Source organism: Phytohabitans flavus, assembly GCF_011764545.1.
Lineage (GTDB): Bacteria > Actinomycetota > Actinomycetes > Mycobacteriales > Micromonosporaceae > Phytohabitans > Phytohabitans flavus.
On the sequence record NZ_AP022870.1, the window covers coordinates 7,059,375 to 7,078,850 of the forward strand.

Here is a 19,476-nt window from a genome sequence, read left to right on the forward strand (position 1 = left end):
CCCGGATGTGCTCATTTCGATTTCGTGAGGTCCCGCAGGAGCCGCTCCTCCTCGACCCTCCAGTAACCGTGCTCCTTGCCGTCGAGCAGGGTCACCGGCACCCGGTCGCCGTACTCCGCTTCGAGCTCGCGGTCGGACTCCACGTCGACCTCGACCCACCGCTCGCCGGTGGTCGCCGCGACCCGCTCGATCGCTTCCTTGGCCACGTCGCACAGGTGGCAGCCGGTGCGCGTGATCAGGGTCAGCCGGGCGTCAGTCATGGACCGCCTCCGAGCGCAGCAGCGTCTTGCGCACCTTTCCGGTCGCCGAGTGCGGCAGCGACGGCACGAACTCGACCGCCGTCGGGCACTTGAACCGGGCCAGGTTGCGCTCGCAGTGCCGTCGCAGCTCGGCCACGGTCAGCTCGCTGCCCGGCTCGCGCACCACGTACGCCTTCACGGTCTGGCCGGTCTGCGGGTGCGGCGCACCGAGCACCGCGGCCTCCGCCACGCCCGGACAGGCTTCGATCACCAACTCCACCTCGTGAGGGTAGACGTTGAAGCCGGAGACAAGGATCAGCTCACCCAGGCGGTCGACCAGGAAGAGGTCGCCGTCGGCGTCCGCGTACGCCACGTCGCCGGTGGCCCACCAGCCGTCGGGATTCGGCCCGTCACGCCCGTCCGGCCAGTAGCCCGAGAAGAGGTTGGCACCCCGCACCACGATCTCGCCGGGGTCGGTGCCCGGCGAGTCCAGCTCGACGAACAGCTCGTCTTCGGCATCTGGATCGACAGTGCCGTCGCGCCAGATGTCACCGCCGTCGGCCGCGACGAGGCGGAGCTCCACACCGGGGATCGGCTGCCCGATCGAGCCCAGTTTGGCGGCGCTACTCAGCAGCGTGGAGGTGAGGACCGGGGCGGTCTCGGTAAGCCCGTACCCCACGAAGACCTGGCGTCCGGTCGCGTCGCCGATGCGCGTCGCGGTGGCCGGCTCCAGCGGCGCCGCGCCGCACACCGCCAGCCGCACCGAGCCGAACGCGTGGTCCAGCTCGGGCCGCCCGGCCCAGCCCACGTACATCGACGGGACGCCGACCACCGCCGACACCGAATGCCGGGCAATGGTCTCCAGCGTGGCCGCCGGGTCGAAGCGCTCCACAAGCACGCCGCACGCGCCGTGGAAGGCGACCGCGCCGAGCCCGGAGTTGAGCCCGTACGCGTGGAAGAGCGGCACCGCCAGCAGCACCACGTCGTCGGGACCGACCACCGAGGGCACGCGCGCGACCTGCACGTGGTTGGCGATCAGCGCGCGGTGGGAGAGCATCGCGCCCTTCGGACTGCCCGCGGTGCCCGAGGTGTAGAGCAGCACGGCCAGGTCATCACCGCGGGTCTCGCGGGCCGGCGGCGGACCGCCCGACTCCGGCAGATGCACCTGTACGGCCGAGAGCGCGGGCAGCTCACCCCGGATCCCGTCGACCGTGTCCCGCACCCGCTCGGAACAGATCAGCACGGTGGCCGCCGAGTCGGCGAGCACGTGCCGCAGCTCGTGGGCGGTGTACTCCGGGTTTACCGGCACCGCGGCCAGCCCTGCGCGCAGCGCGCCGAAGAAGGCCACCGCGAAGTCCGGCGTATTGCCCAGGGCGATCGCCACGCGGGCCGGGTGTCCCGCCGTTGCCAGGGCGGCCCTGGCACCCGCCTCGGCGAGCGCGCCCAGGCCGCGTGCCGCCGCGTCCACGCGCGCGTCGAGCTGGCCCCAGCTCACCGTCTCGTCCCGCCAGACCAGCGCCGGCCGATCCGCGCCCGCCCGCGCCGCCCGGCGGACGTAGTCGGCCAGGTTGCAGGCGGTCTCGTGGACGGCCGCTGGTTCGGACACCCTAAACAGGTTAGTGTGGCCCGCCTTACTTCGGTGTCGGCTGATGTTCAGTTCATGCCCACCTACGCCCGGTAAGGGATTTTGGGCGCCAATGGCGTCTACGGGCCGCCTGCGGCGTGTCGCACCTCGCGTCACCCGAACGGTGCTGCATTTACCCCTGTCGGGTGTTCCACACCGCGCACGGCGTGCGACAGATTGGCCCACGGTCGGTAAATAATTCGGCTCTGTGTAACGGACTCCGCACACGTGGGTGATGTTGCCCCTATTATCTCTGGGTCGGCTCACCCCTTTTGCCGTGAGTCGACACCCCTCACCCCGAGGAGGCCGCCGTGCCCGTTAACGCACCGCACCTGCACCTCAAGGGTGTGTGTCGCCCGATGGCGCGTCCTGTCCCGCTGGTAGGGGACCGCGCCAGACCCGGCACATGCCCGATGATGGCGCTGCGCGGGGTCACGGAGGAGGGGCAGTGACGGCCTACACGTACCAGGAGCTGTACGCGCAGATGGCGCTCGCCGACGGTCTGCGGGCACTGCGCATGGCCATGAATGACATGGGCACCCGGCACTCGCGTAACCGGACCCCCCACGTCAACGAGGCGCCGGGGCGGCACGTGCCGGGCTCCAACGCCAAGCCGGTCGGCGGCCGCGTCGTCGCGCCGGGCCGCCCGTCGATGCCGGCCCAGCCGGCCCAGGGGCACAACCCGGCCGACCCCAGCGCCCACGCGGGCGGAGATACCGACACCGCGGTATTGCCGGCGGTCGAGACTGGCGATACTGCGGTATTGCCGGCTGTCGATAGTGGCGACACCGCGGTGTTGCCGGCCGTCGAGACCGGCTCCGGCGGAGGCGGCGGCGCGCCAGCCCGATTCCCGGACCGGCCCGACCCCACGGACGCGGCGGCCGAGGTGTGGGCGCTTGTCGAGCGGGCCCAGGCCGGCGAGGCGGAGGCATTCGGCCTGATCTACGACCGCTACGTCGACACGGTCTTCCGGTTCGTCTACTTCCGGGTCGGCAACCGCCAGCTCGCCGAAGACCTGACGTCCGACACGTTCCTGCGCGCCCTCAAGCGCATCGGCAGCTTCACCTGGCAGGGCCGCGACCTCGGGGCATGGCTCGTCACGATCGCCCGCAACCTGGTCGCCGACCACTTCAAGTCCGGCCGCTACAGGCTGGAGGTCACAACGGGCGACGTTCTGGACGCCGACCGTGAGGACCGTGGACCTGAGGGAAGCCCCGAGGCCGCCGTCGTCGACCACATCACCAACGTGGCCCTGCTGAGCGCCGTCAAGCAGCTCAACCCAGAGCAGCAGGAGTGCATCGTTCTCCGCTTCCTGCAAGGCTTCTCCGTCGCCGAGACCGCCCAGGCGATGGGCAAGAACGAAGGGCCATCAAGGCCCTCCAGTACCGAGCGGTACGCGCACTCGCCCGGCTCCTGCCGGACGGGTTCCAACCGTGACCCTCCTCACTCTTCGTAATTGCGGCTCACGCCCACCCGTAACCGGTCGTGCCCATTCAGCGTTTGTATTGGTGCGACCGGCGGTGGCCCAGACATCCCCCTGGCTCATCCCGCGGTATCCGCTGCCGTCGCACCGGCCGGCGACGACGCCGACCGCGCAGCCGTGACCAGCGAAGGGAGGTGCCCGCGGTGACCACGAACATCTTCAACCGCCGGCGCGCCGAGCGCTTCGCGCAGCTCCTTGACGAGGCCCATGGCGGTCGCCGGCACCATGTGCGCGACCGTGCCGACGAGGAGCTAGCCGAGCTCATCGCGGTCAGCGACCACCTGATCGCCGCGAAGCCGCCCGTCGAGATCGACCCAGAATTCCGTACCGGCCTGCGGGCGATGCTCGTGGCCAAGGCCGAGCGGGACGGGATCGGCGCGACCGCGGCAAAGGCACCAGAGCCTGACTTCTCGCCCGAGTCGCGCACGCGGTTCGCCGGCCGCCGGATCCGCGCCCGCGGCGCCGTGATCGTCGGTGTGGCCATTGGCGCGATCGCCGTCTCGGGCATGTCCGCGGCCAGCGAAAACGCGATGCCCGGCGATGCGCTGTACGGCGTCAAGCGCTCGACCGAGCGGGCCCAGCTCGCGCTGGCCAGCTCGGACGTCACGCGGGGCCAGCTCTTCCTCGACTTCGCCCGCACCCGGGTCGCCGAGGCCGGCGAGGTGCGGGACACCCGCGAGTTCTCCGGGGTGCTCGACGACATGGACGGCGACACCCGCGAGGGCGCGAAGCTGCTGCACGGCGCGGCCGTGGAAAGGCGCGACGCGACCCCGTTGGACGCGGTCGACACGTTCGTGAGTGGGCAGCGCAAGCAGATCACCAAGATGCTCGACCGGCTGCCCCGCGCCAGCCGCGACCGCGCCGTCGAGTCGCTCACGGTGCTCGACCAGGTGAGCCAGCGCGCCAAGGGTCTGCGTAACACGCTCTCCTGCGGCGACGCGGCGACCGTCGGTGCCGACGCGCTCGGCCCGAAGCCGGGCACCTGCTGGTCGGCACCAAGGCACGACCGCGCGGGTCCGGGATCCGGTCCGGGCGCGGGTACCCCGGAGCGTGGCGGCGCCAAGCCGGCCGCGGAGCCCTCCGGGGGTGCCTCGCCCGAGCCGACCAGCAGCGCCAAGGCGACGGCGACGGCGGGTACGCCCACGCCGGCCGCCTCAGCGTCTGTGGAGCAGCCCGCGCCGACTCCGTCCAGTACCGACGACGGTGGACTCCTCGATGGCCTGGGACGAATCCTCGGTGACCTGCTGGGTTAGGGCCGACGCCCCGAGCAGCCCCCGCTTTAAGGGTGATTCAGGGTCTCGTTGGCTACCCTCCCTAGGAAAAGAGCCAGAGGGAGGTCCACGCGTGGCGCGCACCCGCAGGGTCGTCGGCGGAAAGTCCAAGAAGGTGACCGTCAGCACTGACGCCTACGGCCACACCGCCGGCTGGGCCGCCACCGACCTGGAGGCGGCCCTGGCTGTTCCGCCGGACAGCGAGGCAGCGGCGTTCTTCGACGTCGACAACACGATGATGCAGGGCGCCTCGATCTACTGGTTCGCCCGCGGGCTGGCCGCCCGCAAGTACCTGACGACCGGCGACCTCGCCCGTTTCGCCTGGCAGCAGGCCCGCTTCCGGCTGCTCGCGCGCGAGCACGCCGGCGACATGTCCCGGGCCAAGGCCACCGCACTCGCGTTCGTCGAGGGCTGGCGGGTCGACGACATGGAGCGGCTCAGCGAGGAGATCTTCGACGAGCTGATGGCCGAGCGGATCTGGGACGGCACCCGCGCGCTCGCCCAGCTCCACCTCGACGCCGGCCAGCGGGTGTGGCTGGTGAGCGCGGCGCCGGTCGAGCTCGGCCGCGTGATCGCCGGGCGGCTCGGCCTCACCGGCGCGGTCGGCACGGTCGCCGAGGTCAAGGACGGTGCGTACACCGGGCGCCTGGTTGGCGATCTCATGCACGGACCGGCCAAGGCGGACGCGATCCTCCAGCTCTCCGAGGTCGAGGGGCTCGACCTGTCCCGCTGTACGGCCTACAGCGACTCGTCCAACGACATCCCGATGCTGTCGATCGTGGGCAATGCGTGCGCCGTCAACCCGGACAGCGCGCTCCTCGCCGAGGCCCGCGAGCGGGGCTGGGACGTGCGCGACTTCCGCACCGGACGCAAGGCCGCCAAGATCGCGGTACCCACGACCGCCGCCACGGCGGTGCTCGTCGGCGCGGTCGCCGCTGGCGTGGCACTACGCCGCCGCAGGTCCCGCCGGTGAAGCGCCCGGCGTGAGCTTAGGCGGCCGTGGTACCAGCGGCAGTGGCCCCGCACGCGAGGCCCGCGGCCGCGAATGAAAGGCAGGCAGATGACCCCGACCGCCGGGCGACCGGTGGTGCCGGCGCCGCGATCGGGCCGGCGGGTGGTTGGGCTGGCTGGCCTCGGCGTCGCGGTGGCCGCCGCCGGTACCCTGCTCGCGCTCTCGCCCGACCACAAGCAGCCCGCGGGACCCCAGCAGCCACGCACCGTCGCCGAGGTGTGGCCGGACGCCGAGCGCGCCGACCTCGCTGGCGGGCTGCCGGACGGGCCGCAGTACAGCCCGGTCTACTTCCTGGACGCCAAGACCTCGCTGGGTACGGCGCCCGAGCCCGGCGGCACCGACCAGCGGCTGGTCCTGCGGACGGCAGACGGCTCGGTACGGGAGCTGCGCCGCCTGCCCGTCGACGGCACCCCGCAGTTCGGCGGGTTCGTCCGCGCCGGTGACGAGGTGGCCTGGGCGGAGTCGGTAAGCGACGCCGACGGTTCCGCCCGCACCCGCATGTGGATCGCCAACGTGGCGAGCGGTGGGCCCGCCCGCATGCTCACCGAGGACACCGGCGACGTGGTGCTCTTCAACTCGGAGTACGACATGGTGATCGCCGGCGGCCGCCTGCACTGGGTGTCGGTCTCCCCCCAGAGCGAGACGGCCACCGAGGTCCGGTCGGTACCGCTCGGCGGGGGCACGGTGTCGGTACGCGACGAGCCGGGCGCCTGGGCACTGTCGGCCTGGCCGTGGCTGGTCAGCGCCGGCAGCGGACAGACCGGCCCGGTCCAGCTCCGCAACCTGGACACCCAGCAGGTGACGACGGTGGACGCGACGGCCACCGAGCTCGCCACCTGCGGCCCGGCCTGGTGCCGCGTGCTGGTGCTGGCCGGCGAGGGACCGTCCCGCATCGACCTGATGCGCCCGGACGGCGGCGACCGGCGCCGGGTAGCGGGCGGCGCGGCCACCGCCTCGGTGATCGACGTCGCGCTCCTCGACCGGTTCGAGGTGCTCTCCCAGAGCGGCGGCGATGGCAGCGCACCGATCAGCTCCCAGCAGCTGTTGCTCTACGACCTGAAGGAGCAGCGCGTCGTGGTGGTGGCCGACGGCGTCGGGATCGTCCAGAGCCGCGGTGGCCTGCTCTGGTGGTCGACCGGCGACAACGAAACGACCGCCTGGCACACGATCGACCTACGCACCCTGAAGTAGAGGATCAATTTCATCAGAGATTGAGCTACCGCGATGCCCGTTGTGGTCCAGACCGCTGCTCCCGCAGCCTCACCCTCCGCGCTTCACGACCATCACCCCGGCCAGCGCGATGATCGCCACGGACGACCGCAGCGCCCGCCGATCAAGGGCGGGGTTCGCCCTGCGGGCGATGGCGTCGGAGGGACGAGACCACCTCAACCGCCGTGCGGCGAAGTCTGGTTGTGAAACCGCGGTGGGTGAGGCCGCGGGAGCGACGGTCTGGACCACAACGGACGTCGCGGTAGCTCAAGATCTCTGTCTTTGGGGTTAGCGGCCGAAGGGGTCGGGGCGCTTTTCCAGGAGCTGGTGGAGGGTCTGCTGGATCGTCTCGCGCACCTGGTCGGCGAGGTTGAAGATGACCATCGGGTCGTCGGCGTAGTCGACCAGGTCGGCGGTGGAGATCGGCGGGCAGAACTCGATCAGCCACTTGCTCGGCAGCGGCAGCAGCCCGAGCGGCCCCAGCCAGGGGAATGTGGGGGTGACCGGGAAGTACGGCAGCTTGAGCAGGCGGGCCAGCGGCTTGAGGTCGGCCAGGATCGGGTAGATCTCCTCGGCGCCGACGATCGCCACCGGCACGATCGGGGTACCGGTGCGGAGCGCCGCCGAGACGAAGCCGCCGCGGCCGAAGCGCTGGAGCTTGTACCGGTCGCGGTAGTGCTTGCCGACGCCCTTGAAGCCCTCCGGGAAGACGCCGACCAGCTCACCAGCACGCAGCAGCCGCTCGGCGTCCGGGTTGCAGGCCACGGTGCCGCCCGACTTGCGGGTCAGCTCGGAGAGCACCGGCACCCGGAAGACCAGGTCGGCGCCGAGCAGCCGCAGGTAGCGGGCCTTGGGATGCCCGTCGTGCACGGCGATCGAGAGCATCAGCGCGTCCATCGCGATGGTGCCGGAGTGGTTGCCGACGACCAGGCCCGCGCCGTCGTCGGGCAGGTGCTCCAGGCCGAAGACCTCGGTGCGGAACCAGTCGCGGTGCAGCCGGCGCAGGATCGGATAGAAGACGTGGCCGGTCAGCTCGGGGTCGAAGCCGAACTCGTCCACCTCGTACTGCCCGGAGACGCGACGACGCAGGAAGGAGAGGGCCGACGCGACCCGCTGGTCCCACGGGTCGCCCGGCCAGTCCTCGATCTCCCGATCCCGATCGCTCATGAGCTTTCTTTCGCAGCGACGGCGCGGACCCGCCGGATCCCGTCCAGGATGGCCCGCTCGGCCACCGCCAGCTGGTCGGCGGTCACCAGTGCGCCGTCGGCGTGCCCGCGGATGAAGTCGTCGAACGCCGCCGCGGTGGTGCGCGGCTCGAAGCCGTACTCCTCGACGAGGCGGGTGGTGTCCACCACGCGGCCGTGCACGAAGAGGTCGAGCTGGTCGAGGCCATAGCGGCCGAAACGGAGCCCGCCAGCGAGCGTCGCGGCGGCGGATAGGCCGGGCTCGAAGACCGGCACGGCGAGCCGCCCCGCCCGCCGGATTGCCTGGGAGAGCGCGAGGACCCCGGCGCCCGCCACGTTGTACGTACCGGGGTGGTCCTCCACCACCGAACGGTGCAGCACCTCGAGCGCGTCGTCCACGTGCAGGAACTGCAACCGCGGATCGCGACCGAACACGGTGGGCACGATCGGCTGGGCGAAGTACCGGGTCAGCGAGGTGTCCGCCCTCGAACCGATGAAGGGCGCGAAGCGGAGCACTGTCGCGCTGACGTCGGGCCGCCGGCGGCGGAAGCCGCGCAGGTAGCCCTCGACGTCGAGGATGTCCCGCGCGAACCCGCCCCGCGGCACCTGGCGCGGCTCGGTGTCCTCGGTGAAGACGGCGGGGTCGCGGAACGATGCGCCATAGGCCGCCGTGGACGAACGCATCACCAGCTTGCGCAGGTGGGGTGCCTGCTGGCAGGCAGCGAGGAGCTGCATTGTGCCGATGACGTTTTGCTCTTTCATCGCCGCCCGACCGCCCGGCTCGGGCGATGTGAGCAGCGCGAGATGCACCACGACCTCGGCGTCAAGCTCGGCCACGACTGTCGGGGCCGATGCGGCGTCGGCGCGCACGTGCTCAACGCCGCCGAGCAGCTCCTGAATCTCGGCGGCGGGCTCGTTTGGGTCGAGACCGACCACGCGGCCGACGCGATCATCGGCGGCGAGGCGAGCGGCGACGTGCGCGCCAAGGTACCGGCAGATGCCGGTTACCACGACGACGCTAACGGCGGCAGTCACCGCCACCTCACGTTTCGATGCTCGTCCGGCGCGGAAAGCCGGACGTGGCTACTTGCCGAGACGACGACGCTGGACGCGGGTCTTGCGCAGCAGCTTGCGGTGCTTCTTCTTAGCCATGCGCTTGCGGCGCTTTTTGACGACCGAGCCCATACGAAAGCCTTCCCGTTGCGATTCCTCGGCTACAGCCGGTCGCCAACCGGCGACCAATCTGGACAGCGGACCGGAGCTGCCTGGTGGGCGCCGACGCCCGTCGGACTCACGGTCGCCCACCAGGGTAGCCCCTGCTACGCCGACTCTTGGAACGCCCCCCGAAGGTATTCGTGCACCGCGTGCTCCGGGACCCGGAAGGACCGGCCGACCCGGACCGCCGTCAACTCGCCCGAATGCACCAGCCGGTAAACGGTCATCTTCGAGACCCGCATCAGCGTCGCCACCTCGGCGACGGTCAGGAACTTGACCTCCGACAGTCTGCTCTCGGACTGTGGTGATCCTGCCATGGCTCACCAACCCATCCCATCCCCGGCGCGCGCCGACGGGCGGGATGCGCCGCGGCGGGCAACGCGCGTGTAACTAGTACGGTACCGGGACGGCTGTGACCCACGCGATCCCTTCAGCCAGATGATCATGATCAGTCAGGTCACCACTCCGGGCGATCGCCCCAATTCGCCCCAATAGCGCATACCGTACCTATGCCTAAAGCCTCGCCTCATGCAATTCCAACGACTCGGGCGTAACTCTGATCACACGGAGAGGGCTACTCCGTACGGAGCGCGATCACCGGGTCGAGGCGCCCGGCGCGCTGGGCGGGTACCACGCCGAAGATGATGCCCACCGCCGCCGAGACCCCGAACGCCAGCGCCAGCGACCACCACGTGATCGCCGCCGGTACCGGCGAGAGCTCACCCACCAGCAGCGCCGCACCCACGCCGAGCGCCATGCCGGTGACCCCGCCGATGGTCGTCAGCAGCACCGCCTCCAGCAGGAACTGCACGCCGATGTCCCGTGGCCGGGCGCCGACCGCCTTCCGCAGCCCGATCTCCCGAGTCCGCTCGCGCACCGAGACCAGCATGATGTTGGACACCCCCACCCCGCCCACGAGCAGCGAGATGCCCGCGATGGCGGCCAGCACGCCGGTCAGTACGCCCAGGATGTCGCCGAGTACCCCGAGGATCTGCTCCTGCGTCACAGCGCTGAACTCGGTGTCCGGATGGCGCTTACTCAGCTCGGCCACGATCCGCTCGCCCAGCGCGTCGATCCGCTCCCGATCCGGCGCCTTGACCGCGATGCCGTCGATGCGGTTGGTGCCGTACAGCCGGTGTGCCGTGGTCACCGGTATGTGCACCTCGTCGTCCCGGTCCACGCCAAGGCTCTGGCCGAGCGGGGCGAAGACGCCGATCACCCGGAACCGTACGCCCGCCACCGACACCTGCTGTCCGATCGGGTCACGGTCGCCGAAGAGGGTGCGGGCCACCGTCGCGCCGAGCACCGCCACCCGCCGCGCGGTGTCCACGTCGGACGAGGTGAGGTAGCTGCCGCGCGCGACGTTCCGGACGAAGACCTGCGGCGTCGTCTCCAGCACTCCCTGCACGGTGGTGAACGTGGAGCGGGTGCCGGCCCGTACCGTCTCGCCCGAGGTCACCGTGACCGCCACCCGCGACGGGTCGCCGACCACCCGGCTCACCGCGTCGACGTCAGACAGCGAGAGTCGGGAGACGGAGGGCGCGGAGTTGAACTCCAGCCGCCCCGGCACGACGATCAACAGGTTGCTGCCGAGCCCCTCGACCTGCTGCTCCACCTCGCGCTTCGCACCGGTACCGATCGCGACGAGCACCACCACCGCGGCGACGCCGATCACCACCCCGAGCATGGTCAGGCCGCTGCGCAGCCGATTGGCGCGCAGGGCGTCGAGTGCGACCCGCCAGGCCTCGGCGATCCTCACGACTCGTCCTCGGTGGGCCTGCGTGGTGCGGGAATGGACGGTCCCGCGGGCGCTGACACGATCGCGCCATCGCGCATGACGATCTGGCGGTGAGCCCGCGCCGCGACATCGCGATCGTGGGTGACCAGCACGAGGGCCACGCCAGAGGTCGTGTTCAGGTCTTCCAGGAGGGCCAGCACGGCGGCGCCGGTCGCGGTGTCCAGGTTTCCGGTGGGCTCGTCGGCGAGCAGCACGGCCGGGTCGGTGACCAGCGCCCGCGCGATGGCCACGCGCTGCTGCTCGCCGCCGGAGAGCTGGTTGGGCCGGTGGTGCAGGCGGTGGCCGAGGCCGACCCGCTCCAGCATCTCGGCCGCCTTCGCCCGCCGCTCCCGGGCGCCCACACCGCGGTACACCAGCGGCAGCGCGACGTTGTCCACCGCGGAGGTCCGGGGCAGCAGGTGGAACGCCTGGAAGACAAAGCCGATCGTCTCGTTGCGCAGCCGCGCCATCTCCGGTGGGGAGAGCGTCGACACGTCCCGCCCGCCGATGACCAGCCGGCCGCCGGTCGGCCGGTCCAACCCGCCGAGCAGGTGCATAAGCGTGGACTTGCCGGAGCCGGACGGCCCGACGATCGCCACGTAGTCGCCCGGCTCGATGACCAGCGAGACACCGCGCAGCGCGGGCACGGATACGCCGTCCAGCTCGTACGTGCGGCTCACATCGGTGGCCTCAACGGCCTGCGCCGCCCTGGTCACGGCACCTCTTGGCCGGCGGTGACCTGGTCGGTGCCGCGGACGACCACGCTGTCGCCGGGCGACACCCCGGTGACGATCTGCACGACGTCCTGCCCCTGCACACCCACTGTCACGTCGACCCGCTCGGCGCGCCCGTCGCGTACGACCCAGACCGCCTCCCGCCCCTCGGCCGAGAAGACCGCCGCCGCGGGCACGGTGACCGCGTCGGCCGCTTCGCGTACCTGGAGGTGGACGACCGCGCTCATCCCCGGGCGGGGCAGTGGCGCGTCCCGGCCGTCGGCGTACTCGCCGGGGCCGAGGGCGAGCCGCACCCGGTACGACACGCCGCCACGTGCCGAGGCGGTCGGCAGCACGTCAACCGAGCGGACCTCACCCTCGTACGTGGCGCCGGTCGCCGCGTCCAGCTCCACCGTCGCTTTGAGCCCGGGGCGGACCAGCAGCACGTCGGTCTCGTCCACCTCGGCCACAAGCCCGAGCGCGGAGACATCCACCACGGTGAGGATCGCGACGCCTGCCGTGACCACCCCGCCGACCGGTACGGCGACATCGACGCCGGCGGCCGGGCCGGACGCCGCCGAGCCTGGCGGCAGCACACCGGCCGGCAGCTGCGCGCCGGATCCGCCGAGCAGCCCGGCCAGCGCCTCGGCCGAGGCACCGCCGGCTGGTGAGGCCGCGCCGCCGAGCTGTACCACGCCGGGTATCGGCGCCCGCAGCGTCAAAGCGTCCACGGTGGACTTCGCCAGGTCGTACGCCTGCTGCGCCTGCAACCGCTGGGCGGCGGAGAGCGCGCTGACCGCGGAGCTCAGCCCGGCTACGCCCCGCTGCACCGCGCGGACCGCCTGCCCAGCGGCGCGGGCGGCGGCCTCGTACTGCTTCTCGGCGGCGTCGACGTGGGCGAGCAGCGCGCCGCGTACCTGCTTATCCGCGATCTTGCCGGCGGCGGCCCGGGCGGCGTCGAACGCGGCCGCCGCGGCCTCGTCGGTATTGCGCTGCACGGTCGTAAGATTGACGCCGCCGCCGAAGCCACCGCCCGCCCGCTTCGCCGCGTCGAGTGCCGCCTTGGCCTGGGTGAGCCGCTGCTTCGCACCGGGCGAGTCGATGATCGCGAGCACCTGCCCGCGCCGCACGGTGTCACCCGGCCGTACGCGCATCGCGGCGAGCGTGCCGTCGGCCGGCGAGGTGAGCGTGGCGGCCGCCTTGGCGGTGATGGCAGCCGGGGCATCGACCACCTCGGACACCGCGCCTCGGGACGCGCTGCCGAGGGCGACGGCGGACTCGTCGCCGTCGCAGGACGCGGCTGTCCCGCCGAGCGCGAGGAGGGTCGCGCCGGCGAGCAGGATCAGTCTTCGTGGCGGGGGACGCCAGACACGCGGGTAATGCTACGAGGCGGCGCTCCGGACGTACGACACGCAGTCGTCCTGCAAGGACTGCCAGGACTCGCCGAAGACAGCGGTGGACGCCTCGTCCGGCGACTTCCGCTCGTGCACGACCGCCTTGAAGAAGTCCAACATCGTCTGCTCACCGAAGCGGTCGACAAGGTGCCGCACAGCCAGATAGCCGACCCCGTACGCGGCGCTGACCTGCCAGTCCGTGGCCCGCTCGCCCGGCTCGGCGGCGCTCAGCGGTCCCTTCCACCCGCCGGAGACGAGCCGCCGCACGTCGCCCAGGCTCTCGTACCGGCTGACCGGCCGCCCGCCCGCCGCGGCGAGGTCGGCCACACCCTCGACAAGCCACCAGTTGTCGCCGGTGCGGTAGCCGCCACTCGGCAGCGAGGCGGCATGCGTCATCTCGTGCCGGAGCAGGTCGTCGAGCACGCTGCTGTGCAGGTCCTTGCCGTTGAGCACGACGTCGAAGTGGCCACCCCCGACCGGTACCGCGTATCCGGCGGTCCACTCCGGCCGGTCACCGCCATACCAGCGGCCCCACTCCGCCTCTCCGGCGTAGAAGATCTGGTAGTGCCGGGGCGGCGTGCCGTCCACCGCGTACCGGTCGGCGACCTCGGCCGCCCGCTCGGCCTCGCGCAGCACCTCGGCCAGGCGCCCCTTCTGCTTCGCCGTCGTGGCGACCACCGCCCGCCGGCCCACCGCCACGACGAGGTCGCTGGCCTCCCATGGCCGCGGGCCGTCCTGCGCGGAGGGTGATGGCGCCAACGCCACCATGCGCGGCACGCCGGCGCGCTCCACCCAGGTCGTCTCGATCGACACGGGACCCGTAATGCAGCCGGGGTCGACGAAGCAGTGCTGGTACGTCACCGCGACCCGCCACCGCGCCCCGACACGTTCCGGGATGTCGGTGATCCGTACCTGCCACGCCCTGACCTTCAGTGCGCGGAGCGACCGGAACTGCCGGCGCAGCGCGCCCAGCGCCGCCGACTTCGGCTCAGCCACCGCGAGGAAGCCCCGCTCGTCGCCGCGAAGCAGCGCCCCGCCTGCTGGGTCAGCACCTCGGCGATCCGCTCGCGCAGCCAGAGCTGGCTCACCTGCTCCGGGTCACCCGGCTTGGGGCTGTGGATCGGGATCGGGCTGGCGTTGGCCGCCGCGCCCGGACCGGAATCGCGGAAGGTCACGATCACGACGGCCGGCACGCCACAGGAAAGCAACGCTGCGAGCACACCCAGGAACACCCAGAGTGGCCAGCGGCGCGATCTAGGTGCCTCCGTCACGAGCGGAGACTAACTGAGGGCCGTCTGGCGGTGCGGCCAGCGTCGTGTGTTTATCCCTGAGCCCAATGGTTCGCTCGCAAGCTCGCTCACGCACCCTTTGCGCGCAGCGCCCTGAGGAAGAAGGCCATGTTCGCGGGCCGTTCGGCCAGGCGGCGCATGAGGTACGGGTACCACTGCGTGCCGTAGGGGACATAGACACGCACCGTGTACCCCTCGGCCGCCAAGCGAGCCTGCTCCTCCGGGCGTACGCCATACAGCAGCTGGAACTCGAACTCGTCCGGCGAGCGGTCGAACCACCGGGCCCGGTCCTCGCCGATCGCGATCAGGCGCGGGTCGTGGGTGGCCAGCATCGGGTACCCGTCGCCGGACATAAGGATGTTGAGGCAGCGCACGTACGACTTGTCGACGTCCAGAGTGGACTGGTACGCCACCGACTCGGGCTCCTTGTACGCCCCCTTGCACAGCCGCACCCGTGAGCCCGCGGTCGCCAGCTCCCGGCAGTCCGCCTCGGTCCGCCGCAGGTACGCCTGGAGCACCGCGCCCGTGGTCGGGAAGTCGGTCCGCAGCTTGGTCAGGATGTCCAGGGTCGAGTCGGTGGTGGTGTGGTCCTCGGCGTCCAACGTGACAGTGGTGCCCGCCTCGGAGGCGGCCACGCAGATCGCCCGCGCCCCGTCGTACGCCAACTGCTCGTCGAACTTCTGCCCCAGCGCGGAGAGCTTGACGCTCACCTCGGCGGCCGGGGTCATCCCGGCACCCCGGAGGCTGGCCAGCAACGACACGTACGCATCCCGGGTGGCGACCGCCTGCTCAGCTGTCTCGGTGTCCTCACCCAGCACGTCGAGGCTCACCGCGAGGCCGTTGGCGACCAGCTCACCGGTCGCCCGTAGCGCGTCGTCCGGGGACGTACCGGCGACGAACCGCCGCACCACACCACGCGTGAGCGGGGCGGTTTCGACGAGCCGCTCCATCCGGGTTGACCGGGAGGCGGCGAGGATGACCGATCGCAGCATGAGGCGAGCGTAACGCCCGCCTCCCGGAGTGGAACGGTTACCGTCCGCACCGTCGCGACGCGCCATTGAGGCCCCCCGTCGTCTACGGTTGTCGGGTGAACTTCGACGCGTATGCCAGGACCGCCGTTGACCTTGTCAACGCGTCGCTGGACGACCTCGACGGCCTCCGGGGCCTCTTCGGCGAAGAGAATTCCTGGATGGGCGGCGAGGTTGTCGAGCGCGACCTGGCCATCTTCCGCCGGGCGCAGAAGCGCCTGCGAGATGTCTTCGAGTTCGGCACCACCTGCCGCGACACCGAGGCTGTCGCCGAGCTCAACGCGCTGCTGGAGGCCTTCCCCGTCCAGCCGCGGATCTCCGGTCACGACGCCAGTGACTGGCACATGCACGTGACCAGCCGGGGCGCCTCAGTCAGCGCCGAGTTCCTCGCGGGCGCCGTCTGGGGCCTGGCCGTCTGGCTGTGTGAGTACGGCAGCGCCCGCTTCGGCGTCTGCGCCGACGAGCGCTGCGGCAACGTCTACCTGGACACCTCGTCCAACAACTGCCGGCGGTTCTGCTCGGAGCGGTGCGCCACCCGCTCCCACGTGGCCGCCCACCGCGCCCGTAAGAAGGAGAAGCTGCTTACCGCGGTGTGACAGGCGTCGGTGTGGCGAGGTGCTGCCGCGCGAACGCCAAGGACTCACGCAGGTCGGCCTCGCGGACCGCGCGGCTGCTCGCCTTGCGCGTGGCCACCTCGATCGCCACCGAGCCGGTAAACCCGCGCCCTGCCAGCGACGCCAGCAGCTCGCCGCAGGGCTGATTGCCACGCCCGGGCACCAGGTGCTCGTCGCGCCCCTCGCCTGTGCCGTCGCCCAGGTGCACGTGGGCGAGGTGGGAGCCCATCGTGTCGGCCATGGCCAGCGGATCTGAGCGCGAGGCCGCGCAGTGCGAAAGATCCAGCGTATACGCGTCGTAGCCGGTCGCGGTGGGATCCCAACCCGGGACATACGGCACGAACTCCCGGCCAGCCATCCGCACCGGGTACATGTTTTCGACCGCGAACGTCACATCCGGGTGCTTTTCGGCCAATCGGGTCAATCCTTCACCGAAGGTACGAGCGTAGTCACGCTGCCACGTGAACGGCGGGTGGATGACCACGGTCGGCGCCCCCAGGGACTCGGCGAGCACCGCCGCGCGGCGCAACCGCTCCCACGGATCAGAGCTCCACACCCGCTGGGTGACCAGGAGGCACGGCGCGTGCACGGAGAGCACCGGCACGCCATAGTGCGTGGCCAGGCCACGCAGCGCACCGGCGTCCTGGCTGACAGCGTCGGTCCAGACCATGACCTCGATGCCGTCGTAGCCCAGGGTGGCGGCCATCTCGAAGGCCGCCGCCGTCGGCTCAGGGAAGACGGAGGAACTGGACAGGAGCACTGGGACGCTGGAACTCACGCTTGCCAGAGTATCGCCACGGTGGTAAATGCGCTTTGGCGCTACGCCGGCTCCAATTGGTCTAGGCGGCGAAGAATGACCCCTTCGCGCAGCGCCCAGGGGCAGACATCGACCGCGTCGATGTTGAGCCGGCGCATCGTCGCCTCGGCCACTATCGCGCCCGCGAGCAGCTGGTGGGCCCTGCGCGCGCTCACACCCTCCAAGCCGGACAGCTCGCGGGGCGAGATGTGCCGGATGAATCCAATCACCTGCCGGAGCCCATCGCGGTGCAGCTGACGGGGTACCCACAGCCCGGAGGTCGAGGGGGCGGCGCCGGCGAGGCGGGCAAGCGTGCGGAACGTCTTCGACGTGGCGACCGGCCGGTCCCAGCCGACCTCGGAGAGCTTCTCCACGGCTGGGTCGAGCATGTCCTCCACGTACTCGAGCAGCTCGTCGACCCGGTGCGCGGACGGCGGCGTGGCGGTGTTGCCGTCGATGTGCAGCCGGTCGCGGGTCAGCCGGCCGGCGCCGAGCGGCAGCGACATCGCCAGGTCCGGGTCCTCGTCGATACCGGCCGCGAGCTCCAGCGAGCCGCCGCCGATGTCCATCACCAGCAGGCGCCCGGCGGACCAGCCGAACCACCGCCGTACCGCCAAGAAGGTGGCCCGAGCCTCGTCGGCGCCGGTGAGCACCTGAAGCCGTACCCCCGTCTCCTCCCGGACCCGGGCGAGCACCGCGGCGGAGTTGGTGGCGTCCCGGACCGCGGAGGTCGCGAATGCCAGCAGGTCGTCCGTGACCAGCCGGGCCGCGGCGGTCATCGCGTCGGCAGCGGCCTTGACCAGCGCGTCAGCGCCCGTCTTGGTGAGCGCGCCGTCCTTGCCGATCTGCTCGGCCAGGCGGAGCACGGCCTTCTCGGAGTGGGCCGGCCAGGGGTGTGCGCCGTGGTGGGCATCCACGACGAGGAGGTGCACGGTGTTGGAACCGACGTCAAGGACACCGAGACGCATACGCAAACCTTAGGTCGAGGACTGGACAGAGGGCCGCTATGTATCGCTTGCGCGACACGGCGACCAGCGACGGGAACGCATGAGGCGCGCGTAAGCTGACCAGGTGGCAAGCCTGCACGTCCTCGTCGATGATCCCCAGGACCCGCGGAGCAAGGAAGTCGCGCTCGACTTCCCCCGGGAGTGGATCGAGTTCGTCGACCCGGAGGACCCCAAGCACGTCGTACGTGCCGATCTCACCTGGCTGCTGTCCCGCTGGACCTGCGTCTTCGGTAAGGCGTGTCACGGGATCATCGCCGGCCGCGCGGCCGATGGGTGCTGCTCGCACGGCGCTTTCTTCACCGACTCGGACGATGAAAACCGGGTCAAGGCGGCGGTCAAGCGGCTGAAGCCGGAGACCTGGCAGCACTACCGCCGCGGGTTCAAGAACTACACGGAGATGGACACCATCGACGGCAACAACCCGGCCCGCCGCACGGCCACGCAGGGCGAGGAGGGACCGTGCGTGTTCCTCAACGACGCCGACTTCCCCGGTGGTGGCGGCTGCGCCCTGCACGCCCAGGCGCTCCGCGACGGGGTGCACCCGCTGGAGTACAAGCCGGATGTGTGCTGGCAGCTCCCGGTGCGCCGCGAGCAGGAGTGGTCGAAGCGGCCGGACGGCACGAAGGTGCTGGTCACGACGCTGACCGAGTTTGACCGGCGGGGCTGGGGCGCGGGCGGGCACGACCTCGACTGGTGGTGCACATCTTCGCCCGAGGCACACGTCGGCACCGAGGCGATGTACCTGTCTTACGAGCCGGAGCTGACCGCGCTGGTGGGCAAGGCGGCGTATTCGAAGCTGGCCGAGCTGTGCGCGGCGCGGCTCAAGGCCGGAATGGTCGCGCCGCACCCGGCCACGACGGCAGCGACCCCGGTCCCGATCCCACTCAAGCCCACGAGGCGGCAACGCCAGGCCTCGATTTAGGGCTCGAACTTGTAGCCCAGGCCGCGGACGGTGACGATGTAGCGCGGCGTGCTCGGCTCGGGCTCGACCTTCGACCGGAGGCGCTTGACGTGCACGTCGAGCGTCTTCGTGTCGCCGACGTAGTCGGCGCCCCACACCCGGTCGATCAGCTGTCCCCGCGTGAGCACCCGACCGGCGTTGCGCAGCAGCAGCTCCAGCAGCTCGAACTCCTTGAGCGGCAGCTGGACGGCGGCGCCGGCCACGGTCACCACGTGGCGCTCGACGTCCATGCGCACCGGGCCAGCGGCAAGCGTGGGCGCGGAAAGCTCGACCGCGTCGACGCTCTGGCGACGCAGGACCGCCCGGATGCGGGCGACAAGCTCGCGAGGCGAGTACGGCTTCGTCACGTAGTCGTCGGCACCGATTTCCAGCCCGACGACCTTGTCGATCTCGCTGTCTCGCGCGGTCACCATGATGATCGGAACGTGGGAGCGCTGGCGTAGCTGGCGGCACACCTCGGTGCCAGACATCTCGGGCAGCATCAGGTCGAGCAGAACAATGTCCGCACCGGTCCGGTCAAACTCGGTGAGGGCGGAGGTGCCGGTCGCGGCGACCGAGACCTCGAATCCCTCCTTGCGGAGCATGTAGGACAAGGCGTCAGAGAACGACTCCTCATCCTCGACCACGAGCACGCGGGCCAACAGACTTTCCTTCCTATTG

19 protein-coding genes and 2 pseudogenes are annotated in these 19,476 nt (G+C 71.2%); 6 read left to right on the forward strand and 15 right to left on the reverse strand.

Features of this window, described 5'->3' with window-relative positions:
- Positions 1–11: 11 nt before the first annotated feature.
- Together Pflav_RS30970 and Pflav_RS30975 are read right to left on the reverse strand one after the other, a co-directional pair.
- On the reverse strand, positions 12–260 hold the full coding sequence (locus tag Pflav_RS30970) for a glutaredoxin family protein (RefSeq protein ID WP_173040294.1): 249 nt from the start codon (positions 258–260) through the stop codon (positions 12–14).
- On the reverse strand, positions 253–1,845 hold the full coding sequence (locus Pflav_RS30975) for an AMP-binding protein (protein WP_173040296.1): 1,593 nt from the start codon (positions 1,843–1,845) through the stop codon (positions 253–255). The genes Pflav_RS30970 and Pflav_RS30975 overlap by 8 nt, the downstream gene beginning before the upstream one ends.
- Before the next feature lie 535 nt (positions 1,846–2,380).
- Between Pflav_RS30975 and Pflav_RS30980 the strand changes: the two are divergent.
- The 4 genes and pseudogenes from Pflav_RS30980 (at position 2,381) to Pflav_RS30995 (ending at position 6,820) form a co-directional block, all read left to right on the forward strand.
- Positions 2,381–3,300, forward strand: a pseudogene (locus tag Pflav_RS30980) (sigma-70 family RNA polymerase sigma factor).
- Positions 3,301–3,480: 180 nt separating this feature from the next.
- Positions 3,481–4,332 (forward strand): annotated as a pseudogene (locus Pflav_RS30985) (DUF5667 domain-containing protein); the annotation flags it as partial.
- Between the two features lie 358 nt (positions 4,333–4,690).
- Positions 4,691–5,590, forward strand: a complete 900-nt coding sequence (locus Pflav_RS30990) for an HAD family hydrolase (RefSeq protein WP_232072121.1) — start codon at positions 4,691–4,693, stop codon at positions 5,588–5,590.
- A gap of 87 nt (positions 5,591–5,677) precedes the next feature.
- Positions 5,678–6,820 carry a hypothetical protein gene (locus Pflav_RS30995; protein ID WP_173040302.1) on the forward strand — a complete coding sequence of 381 codons (1,143 nt, stop codon included), beginning with the start codon at positions 5,678–5,680 and terminating at the stop codon, positions 6,818–6,820.
- Positions 6,821–7,126: 306 nt separating this feature from the next.
- Here the strand turns inward: Pflav_RS30995 and Pflav_RS31000 are convergent, their stop codons facing one another.
- From Pflav_RS31000 to Pflav_RS31045, 10 genes are all read right to left on the reverse strand, one after another.
- The gene (locus Pflav_RS31000) at positions 7,127–8,005 is read right to left on the reverse strand and encodes a lysophospholipid acyltransferase family protein (protein WP_173040304.1); all 879 of its coding nucleotides are present in this window, start codon (positions 8,003–8,005) and stop codon (positions 7,127–7,129) included.
- On the reverse strand, positions 8,002–9,057 hold the full coding sequence (locus tag Pflav_RS31005; RefSeq protein ID WP_232072123.1) for an NAD-dependent epimerase/dehydratase family protein: 1,056 nt from the start codon (positions 9,055–9,057) through the stop codon (positions 8,002–8,004). The genes Pflav_RS31000 and Pflav_RS31005 overlap by 4 nt, the downstream gene beginning before the upstream one ends.
- Before the next feature lie 48 nt (positions 9,058–9,105).
- Positions 9,106–9,207, reverse strand: a complete 102-nt coding sequence (locus Pflav_RS31010; protein WP_007465623.1) for a 30S ribosomal protein bS22 — start codon at positions 9,205–9,207, stop codon at positions 9,106–9,108.
- Positions 9,208–9,341: 134 nt separating this feature from the next.
- The gene (locus Pflav_RS31015; protein WP_173040309.1) at positions 9,342–9,554 is read right to left on the reverse strand and encodes a helix-turn-helix domain-containing protein; all 213 of its coding nucleotides are present in this window, start codon (positions 9,552–9,554) and stop codon (positions 9,342–9,344) included.
- Positions 9,555–9,811: 257 nt separating this feature from the next.
- The gene (locus Pflav_RS31020; protein WP_173040311.1) at positions 9,812–10,996 is read right to left on the reverse strand and encodes an ABC transporter permease; all 1,185 of its coding nucleotides are present in this window, start codon (positions 10,994–10,996) and stop codon (positions 9,812–9,814) included.
- Complete coding sequence (locus Pflav_RS31025) at positions 10,993–11,730, reverse strand: ABC transporter ATP-binding protein (RefSeq protein ID WP_173040313.1); 738 nt, start codon at positions 11,728–11,730, stop codon at positions 10,993–10,995. The genes Pflav_RS31020 and Pflav_RS31025 overlap by 4 nt, the downstream gene beginning before the upstream one ends.
- A complete protein-coding gene (locus Pflav_RS31030; RefSeq protein ID WP_173042729.1) occupies positions 11,727–13,073 on the reverse strand; it encodes an efflux RND transporter periplasmic adaptor subunit in 1,347 nt (448 codons plus the stop codon). Before Pflav_RS31030 ends, Pflav_RS31025 begins: the two co-directional genes overlap by 4 nt.
- 36 nt (positions 13,074–13,109) lie before the next feature.
- Positions 13,110–14,117, reverse strand: coding sequence for a hypothetical protein (locus Pflav_RS31035; RefSeq protein ID WP_173040315.1), 1,008 nt, complete (start codon positions 14,115–14,117; stop codon positions 13,110–13,112).
- Entirely contained in the window at positions 14,051–14,392 is a 342-nt protein-coding gene (locus tag Pflav_RS31040) for a hypothetical protein (RefSeq protein ID WP_173040317.1), read from the reverse strand. The genes Pflav_RS31035 and Pflav_RS31040 overlap by 67 nt, the downstream gene beginning before the upstream one ends.
- An 86-nt stretch (positions 14,393–14,478) precedes the next feature.
- Positions 14,479–15,402: a proline dehydrogenase family protein gene (locus Pflav_RS31045; protein ID WP_173040319.1), complete on the reverse strand. Its 924-nt coding sequence runs from the start codon at positions 15,400–15,402 to the stop codon at positions 14,479–14,481.
- A 95-nt stretch (positions 15,403–15,497) separates the two neighbouring features.
- Between Pflav_RS31045 and Pflav_RS31050 the strand changes: the two genes are divergently transcribed.
- Positions 15,498–16,034, forward strand: a complete 537-nt coding sequence (locus tag Pflav_RS31050) for a CGNR zinc finger domain-containing protein (RefSeq protein ID WP_173040321.1) — start codon at positions 15,498–15,500, stop codon at positions 16,032–16,034.
- Here the strand turns inward: Pflav_RS31050 and Pflav_RS31055 are convergent.
- Together Pflav_RS31055 and Pflav_RS31060 are read right to left on the reverse strand one after the other, a co-directional pair.
- Positions 16,021–16,830 carry a sugar phosphate isomerase/epimerase family protein gene (locus Pflav_RS31055; protein WP_173040323.1) on the reverse strand — a complete coding sequence of 270 codons (810 nt, stop codon included), beginning with the start codon at positions 16,828–16,830 and terminating at the stop codon, positions 16,021–16,023. The two genes, Pflav_RS31050 and Pflav_RS31055, sit on opposite strands and share 14 nt — an antisense overlap.
- Positions 16,831–16,871: 41 nt before the next feature.
- Positions 16,872–17,816 (reverse strand): Ppx/GppA phosphatase family protein, encoded by a 945-nt coding sequence (locus Pflav_RS31060; protein ID WP_173040325.1) that lies wholly within the window; start codon positions 17,814–17,816, stop codon positions 16,872–16,874.
- A gap of 103 nt (positions 17,817–17,919) precedes the next feature.
- On the opposite strand from Pflav_RS31060, the gene Pflav_RS31065 reads away from it, so the two are divergent.
- Positions 17,920–18,777, forward strand: coding sequence for a hypothetical protein (locus tag Pflav_RS31065; protein ID WP_173040327.1), 858 nt, complete (start codon positions 17,920–17,922; stop codon positions 18,775–18,777).
- Here the strand turns inward: Pflav_RS31065 and Pflav_RS31070 are convergent.
- Positions 18,774–19,457 (reverse strand): response regulator transcription factor, encoded by a 684-nt coding sequence (locus tag Pflav_RS31070; protein ID WP_173040329.1) that lies wholly within the window; start codon positions 19,455–19,457, stop codon positions 18,774–18,776. The two genes, Pflav_RS31065 and Pflav_RS31070, sit on opposite strands and share 4 nt — an antisense overlap.
- Between the last annotated feature and the right edge of the window lie 19 nt (positions 19,458–19,476).